General features: G+C 59.4%; 4 protein-coding genes. 3 read left to right on the forward strand and 1 reads right to left on the reverse strand.

Annotation, left to right across the window (positions count from 1 at the left end; genetic code table 11):
* Window positions 1-216: 216 nt before the first annotated feature.
* Complete coding sequence (locus LAN64_20265; protein MBZ5570161.1) at window positions 217-2,331, reverse strand: sigma 54-interacting transcriptional regulator; 2,115 nt, start codon at window positions 2,329-2,331, stop codon at window positions 217-219.
* Between the two features lie 408 nt (window positions 2,332-2,739).
* Here LAN64_20265 and LAN64_20270 point away from each other — a divergent pair, with 408 nt between their 5' ends.
* The 3 genes from LAN64_20270 (at window position 2,740) to LAN64_20280 (ending at window position 6,073) form a co-directional block, all read left to right on the forward strand.
* On the forward strand, window positions 2,740-4,104 hold the full coding sequence (locus LAN64_20270) for an MFS transporter (protein MBZ5570162.1): 1,365 nt from the start codon (window positions 2,740-2,742) through the stop codon (window positions 4,102-4,104).
* A gap of 94 nt (window positions 4,105-4,198) precedes the next feature.
* The gene (locus LAN64_20275) at window positions 4,199-5,116 is read left to right on the forward strand and encodes a fatty acid desaturase (GenBank protein MBZ5570163.1); all 918 of its coding nucleotides are present in this window, start codon (window positions 4,199-4,201) and stop codon (window positions 5,114-5,116) included.
* Window positions 5,117-5,131: 15 nt separating this feature from the next.
* On the forward strand, window positions 5,132-6,073 hold the full coding sequence (locus LAN64_20280) for a fatty acid desaturase (GenBank protein ID MBZ5570164.1): 942 nt from the start codon (window positions 5,132-5,134) through the stop codon (window positions 6,071-6,073).
* The last annotated feature ends 342 nt before the right edge of the window (window positions 6,074-6,415 follow it).

Raw genomic sequence — 6,415 nt, forward strand, 5'->3', positions numbered from 1 at the left:
CCAGCTCCTGTAACGTTCCCTTTCCCTTCTCATAGGCCTGCAAAAACTTCCGTCGCAAATCGTTGGAATATGCTCCCGCCATGCCGATGAGCAGAGAATCGCCATCTGTAGTCTACACTATCTTTGAAAATGGTCTAAAGCCGTGTTCGTTGTGCGGCATTTACGGACGGCCTGAAGGTCGTCCCTTTCAAAGAAGGTGACTTGATCAGAGGTTCCCTAGGGCTTCGAGCGCGGTTCGGAGCCGAGTTGCGAGCGGGTGATTCCGAGCTTCTTCATCTTCGCCTGCAGAGTCGTCCGCTTGAGGCCCAACTTAGCAGCAGCCCCGTTGGCGCCGGAGATCACGCCGCCGGCGCCCCGCAGCGCTCCGAGGATACACTCCCGCTCCGCCGATTCCAGGGTCGCACTTGCAACGGGAGCGACTTCACCGGGTTCCTTCAGTTCATCGACGGGAACGTTCAGCACCGGACCGGGCGAGAGAATGAGGCAACGCTCGATAAAGTTCTCCATCTCTCGAATATTGCCGGGCCAGCGCCAATTGACCAGCGCCGCCATTGCATCCGCTGGAATTTTCTTGATGGCCTTAGCCATGCGGCGCGAGTACTTCTCAACAAAGAAACGAACCAGCAGCGGAATATCGTCTTTCCTCTCCCGCAGCGGCGGAACGAGAATGGGAAAAACGCGGAGGCGGTAGTAGAGATCGCTGCGAAACTGGTTGTCGGTTACCATCTGCCCCAGGTTGCGGTTGGTGGCCGCGATCAGCCGCACATCGACATGAATCGTGGTATTGCTGCCCAGCCTTTCAAACTCACTCTCCTGCAGGACGCGCAGGAGCTTGGGCTGAAGTTCCGGTGAAATGTCGCCGATCTCGTCGAGGAAGATCGTCCCGAGGTGAGCCAACTCCAATCGGCCTACCTTGCGGGCGATGGCGCCGGTAAACGCGCCTTTTTCGTGTCCAAACAATTCACTCTCGAGAAGCCCGGTCGGGATGGCGGCGCAATTGATCTTGACGAAGGCGCGGTCTTGACGCCGGCTGAGCCGGTGGATGGCCCGGGCAACCAACTCCTTTCCGGTTCCAGTTTCACCGAGAATGAGCACCGGAGCGTCGGTGGGGCCGACCGTCTCTACCTGCCTGAGAAGTGCCTTGATTTCCTGGTTCTGCCCGATGATTTCATCGAAGTTGAACTCGGTGCGGATCTCATCCTGCAGGTACAGCTTCTCTTCCGTCAGCCTGTCCTTGAGTTCGGCGATCTCACGGAACGCCAGGGCGTTGTCAAGGGCAATGGCCACCTGGTTGGCAATCTGGCCCAGCAGAGCCGCATCGGTGAGGCTGAACGCGGCTGGGCGAACGGATGCCAGAGTCAGCGCTCCAATCGAACGTTCGCGATTCACCAGCGGCAAACAGCAGGCGGATTTCAATCCCTCTGCGAGCAACAGATGAGTTGGCTCTGCCGGAAAATCTTCCACCTGCAGCAGATTGGTGAACACAGACTTCCCGGTCGCGAACACCCGTTCGGCAAGGGAACCCTTCTTGTTAAAACTCAAATTGGCACGGACCAGTCCCTTGCCGTGCGGAAAATCGACCGCATAGATCGTCAGTTCGTTGGTTCCCAGCGCCGGAAAGACCAGGGACGCATAATCGTGGTGAACGATGTTCCGCAGGCCGGCCGAAATCGCAGAAAAGAGCTCTTCCAGGCCAAGGTTGTTGACCAGCGTGTTGGTGAAATCTAACAGCCGGCGAGTACGATCCCGCTCATCTTGAAGTTGCTTCTCGTATCTGACCACCTCTTGATGATGGAGGGAGTTATCGACCGCAAGGGCGATTTCCGCCGTCGCCTTCTCCAGCAAGCGGACTTCCGCCTCGGCGTACTCCACCTCCTGCACCCGGCAGAAGGCAATCGCCCCCAGCCTGCGGTGCACCGTGGTGAGCGGCAACACGCATAAACGGCGAACGTTGCTCTCGTACATGATCCGCGCCACTTCGGGGAACCGAGGCTCGTTTCGCAAGTCATTCACGAAGAGCGGCTGTTGCGTCTTCCAGGAGAATCCGGCGGCCGATTCGTCCAGCGGAACTTGCAGGTGGACCGGCAGGGCGACGGGAATGCTTGCCTCCACGACGCTGACGCGCATTACGTTGTGCAGCGCGTCGTACAGGCTGACGTACATGACGTCGAATGCAACCAGAGGGCGGAGCCGAGACGCGATTTCGTGCAGCAACTGTTGGAGATCACCATGCAGGCTGATGCACTCAAACACCTCAACCAGAGCTTCCAGGTGGCGCTCATCGGAGTCAGCCGATACGGTGGCACGCGGTTCTGTGGTGGAGACGGCCATGGTGATTCTTGACCCGGCGCAGCCGGGTCCACTCACGACATTACGTCCGGCCCCGGTGCAACGGCTGTGATCTGCCGCAGTCGGAAGTGTGACGCGAGTCGCAGCCATAATGATAGCGTTGGTTCCGCCGTCCGAGGAGCGCCTTCTGCCCTCATTTCGGCACCTGCCAATATTTCGTCGACGGTCGGCGGCGGCTGATTTCGGCTCAGTACGCTCATCATTAACAACCACAAGTAGTTAGCCCCCACCGGAGAGTTGGAAGGCGGCCTGCACATCTCACTGTGCAAAGGTTTTCACACCATCATTTCCGGCAAACAACAACCGTTAGGAGAGTGTGAAATGGGCACAGGGGCCGCTGCAATTCAGGTCAATAAAGGTCAGCTGTCGCGAGAAACCAAGCAGGCGATGATGTCTCAGTTTCTCGGGTTCGGACTAGACGCCTACGACATGGCAATGGTGCTGATTATGGCGCCCATCCTGGTGAAGATCTTCGCCTCGTCGACGGGGAATGCAGCCTGGCAGTACATCACCATCGTGTTTACGTATTCCATTACCATGGCCGCCAGGCCGGTCGGCGCCGCCATCTTCGGGCACTGCGCCGACAAGGTAGGGCGCAAGCGGCTCCTGATCCTGACTATCGGAGGCGTGGGCGTGATGTCGTTTGTAGCGGCCTTTCTGCCCACCTACGCACAACTGGGCGTCTGGGCCTACGTTCTTTTTTGCGTGCTCCGTTTCGTGATGGGATGCTTCTTCGGCGGCGAGTACGCCGTCGGGCACACCTTCGCCATCGAGCATGCTCCTGACGGTCGCCGCGGCGCCATTGGCGGCTTCGTGCAGTCGGGGTTCCCGATGGGATATGTCCTGGCCTCGCTGGTGTTCGCCGCGACGTCTTGGCTCCTGTCTAAACCTGCGATGCTGCAGTACGGGTGGCGGATTGCGTTCGCCACCGGCGTAGTGCCGGTTTTCCTGGCACTTTATCTGCGGCGAAACCTGCATGAGTCTCCGGAATTTCAAAAAGCCAAGCGCAATGGATCCATTGAGAAAGCGCCCTTCCTCAACCTGTTCAAGCCTCCGGCGCTGTGGACTTTCCTTCAGGTCTTCGTCTTTATGACCGGCCTGTTCCTTACCGATTACGCGGTCTATGGTTTCCTCCCCAACGTCCTGACGCTCGGCGGGCGGGGCTTTGACACCACCACCTACAGCCTGATTTACGGCTTCGCGCTGTTCATCGCTTTCCTCGGCTATAACCTTTATGGCTGGCTGTCCGACAAGACGGGAAGAAAGATTCTCACGCAGTGGTACTGCGCGTTTCTCATCCTGTTCGGAATCCCCGTTTACTTCGTTCTGTATCATGCTGCGGTTCGCCGGAACCTCTGGATGGCCATCATCGGAACCACCATGGCGGGTCTGCTGAAACTCGCATGGGGAATCGTGCCCGCGTACCTGTGCGAACGATTCCCGACCGGGTCGCGGGCGTCCGGGGTGGGTTTCGGGTACTCTTCGGGCGCATTGATCGGGGCGTGGTTCGGGGTGTACGTCTGGTGGGCGCACAAGATCCCCTTCATCAGTGCGATTGAGAAGCAGGATATGTGGCTGTCGCCCGCCGTGGTGTTGACCGCGGGCTCGGTCATGGCTTTCGCGAGTCTCCTGTTCTCTCCGGAGACAAAACATCTCGCCCTGGACGAAGTAGGGCAGACCGAGGTGACGCGCAAAGCACGCAAGGCATCTGCAACGCATGGGCCCATCCCAGAGCAGAGCTACGCGGACGACTGAGTCAACGGCTGGCCACTCGCCGATCGAGGTATTACACAAGTATTACAAACCCATGCCTCGCCGCTTGATACCTTCAATGCAGGGGATGGCATTGATGGGTATCCGCACGCGTGATCGAACGTTTCGTGAGCCGATTAGTCTGCTGACCACCTTCTTCATGGCGGCATTCCACGTCGGCGCAATTGCCGCGCTGTTCATGTTCACCTGGAAAGGACTGGCGGTGGCGGCGGTGTTGTGGTGGATGACAGGAAGCCTGGGAATCGGGATGGGCTACCACCGTCTGCTCACGCATCGCGGCTACAAGTGCCCGAAGTGGGTGGAGTATTTCCTGACCACTTGCGGGGCGCTGGCGCTGGAAGGCGGACCCATGTTCTGGGTGGCTACCCACCGCGTCCATCATCAGAACTCGGACCAGGACGGCGATCCGCACTCGCCGCGCGACGGCGGCTTCTGGGCGCACATGGGCTGGATCATCACCGGCCGAGCCATCCATAACAACTCCGATGCCAACCTGCCCTACGTCCCCGATCTGCGCAAAGACAAATTCCATGCCTGGATCAGCAAGTGGCACTGGGTGCCGATGGTCGTTCTCGGAGTGATCGTTCTCGCCGTGGGTGGCGTGAGCTGCCTGCTGTGGGGAATTTTCTTCCGCACCACGATGGGCCTGCACGCCACATGGCTGGTGAACTCGGCGACGCACATGTGGGGGCGCCAGAGATTTCTCACCGGCGACACCTCGCGTAACAGCTTCTGGGTCGCCATGCTGACCTTCGGCGAAGGCTGGCACAACAACCATCACGCACACGCGCAATCGGCCCGTCACGGGCTGGCATGGTATGAGTTCGACGTCAACTGGTACGGGATTTGCGCCCTGCGCATGCTCGGGTTGGCGTGGGACATCAAGCTGCCGCGATTTATGACCGGCGCGCCGCCGCAAGCGACCGCTGAGCACATCGCCGCTGTAACTCCGGCGATTCACGAAGAGCTGCTTCCGGTCACATCCGGCGACTAGGAGAATTCCACTTTCATGAGAATGGTCGCGCGTGACCGCACATTTACCCAGCCGCTGAACTGGACGATCGCATTCTTTCTTGGCCTTTGTCACGTCGGCGCCATTGCCGCGTTCTTTTTCTTCACCTGGAAGGGGCTGGCGCTGTTTCTGCTTCTGTGGTGGGTGTCGGGGAGTCTCGGCATCGGCATGGGCTACCACCGCCTGCTCACGCATCGCGGCTACAAGTGCCCGAAGTGGGTGGAGTATTTCCTCACCGTCTGCGCGACGCTATGCCTGCAAGGCGGACCGATCGGCTGGGTGGCAACGCATCGCCTGCATCATCAGAACTCCGACCAGGAAGGCGACCCCCATTCTCCCCACGATGGCGGATTCTGGGCGCACATGGGATGGATCATCACCGGACAGGCTAATCACAACCGAACCACCGAGCTGCTGCCTTACGTCCCCGACCTGCGCAAAGACCGGTTTCACCTCTGGATCAGCAAGTGGCATTGGGTGCCGCTGGTCACGCTGGCGGGCGCTGTGCTCGTGGTCGGCGGCCTGACGTTTGGATGGGCGGTAGGATGGTCGTGCCTGCTGTGGGGGATTTTCCTGCACGTAACCGTCGGCTCGCACGCCACCTATTTCGTCAATTCAGCCACGCACATGTGGGGCTCGCAGCGTTTTCAGACCGGCGACGATTCCACCAATAACTTCTGGATCGCTATGATCACCTGGGGTGAAGGCTGGCACAACAACCATCACGCACACCCGCAATCGGCGCGCCACGGGTTAGCCTGGTATGAGTTCGATTTGAACTGGTACGGAATTTCGGTGCTGCGCATGCTCGGCCTGGCGTGGGATATCAAACTGCCTCGGATGAAGAGCGCCGTGCTGCCGCAGCCGGTTGCATCCATCCAAGAACCAGGAGGGGCCGCGGCTTCCGCCGAACTGGCACGCGCCGCCTCCGGAGACTAGAACTCGAGGGTGCCCCACATTTGCCGGGGTTTGGCAAATGTGGGTCTTCCCGGACGTCCGTCCCAGCAATCTTGGTGAGTTACGCAACTGCCGTTAGTGCTGATAAGGCCAACGGCTAAACTCCGCAGACCTGACCATTGCAATCTCAGCCCTGCTATGCCGCTATGGAACTGGCTTTTCGGGCCTCCAGGCGCGAACGTGTTCCTTAGAGCGGTTCCCGAGTAGATATACCCGCGAATGAGTGTTTGGACGTAAGCTGCTGGTGCTGGCGGTCTCTGCGAATACAGCTGATGGCACGAGCCTTTTCCGACGATCTGCGGCGGAGGATTTTGGTGGCGTACG

The sequence above is a fragment of the Terriglobia bacterium genome (assembly GCA_020073185.1).
In the GTDB taxonomy this organism is placed as follows: domain Bacteria; phylum Acidobacteriota; class Terriglobia; order Terriglobales; family Acidobacteriaceae; genus JAIQGF01.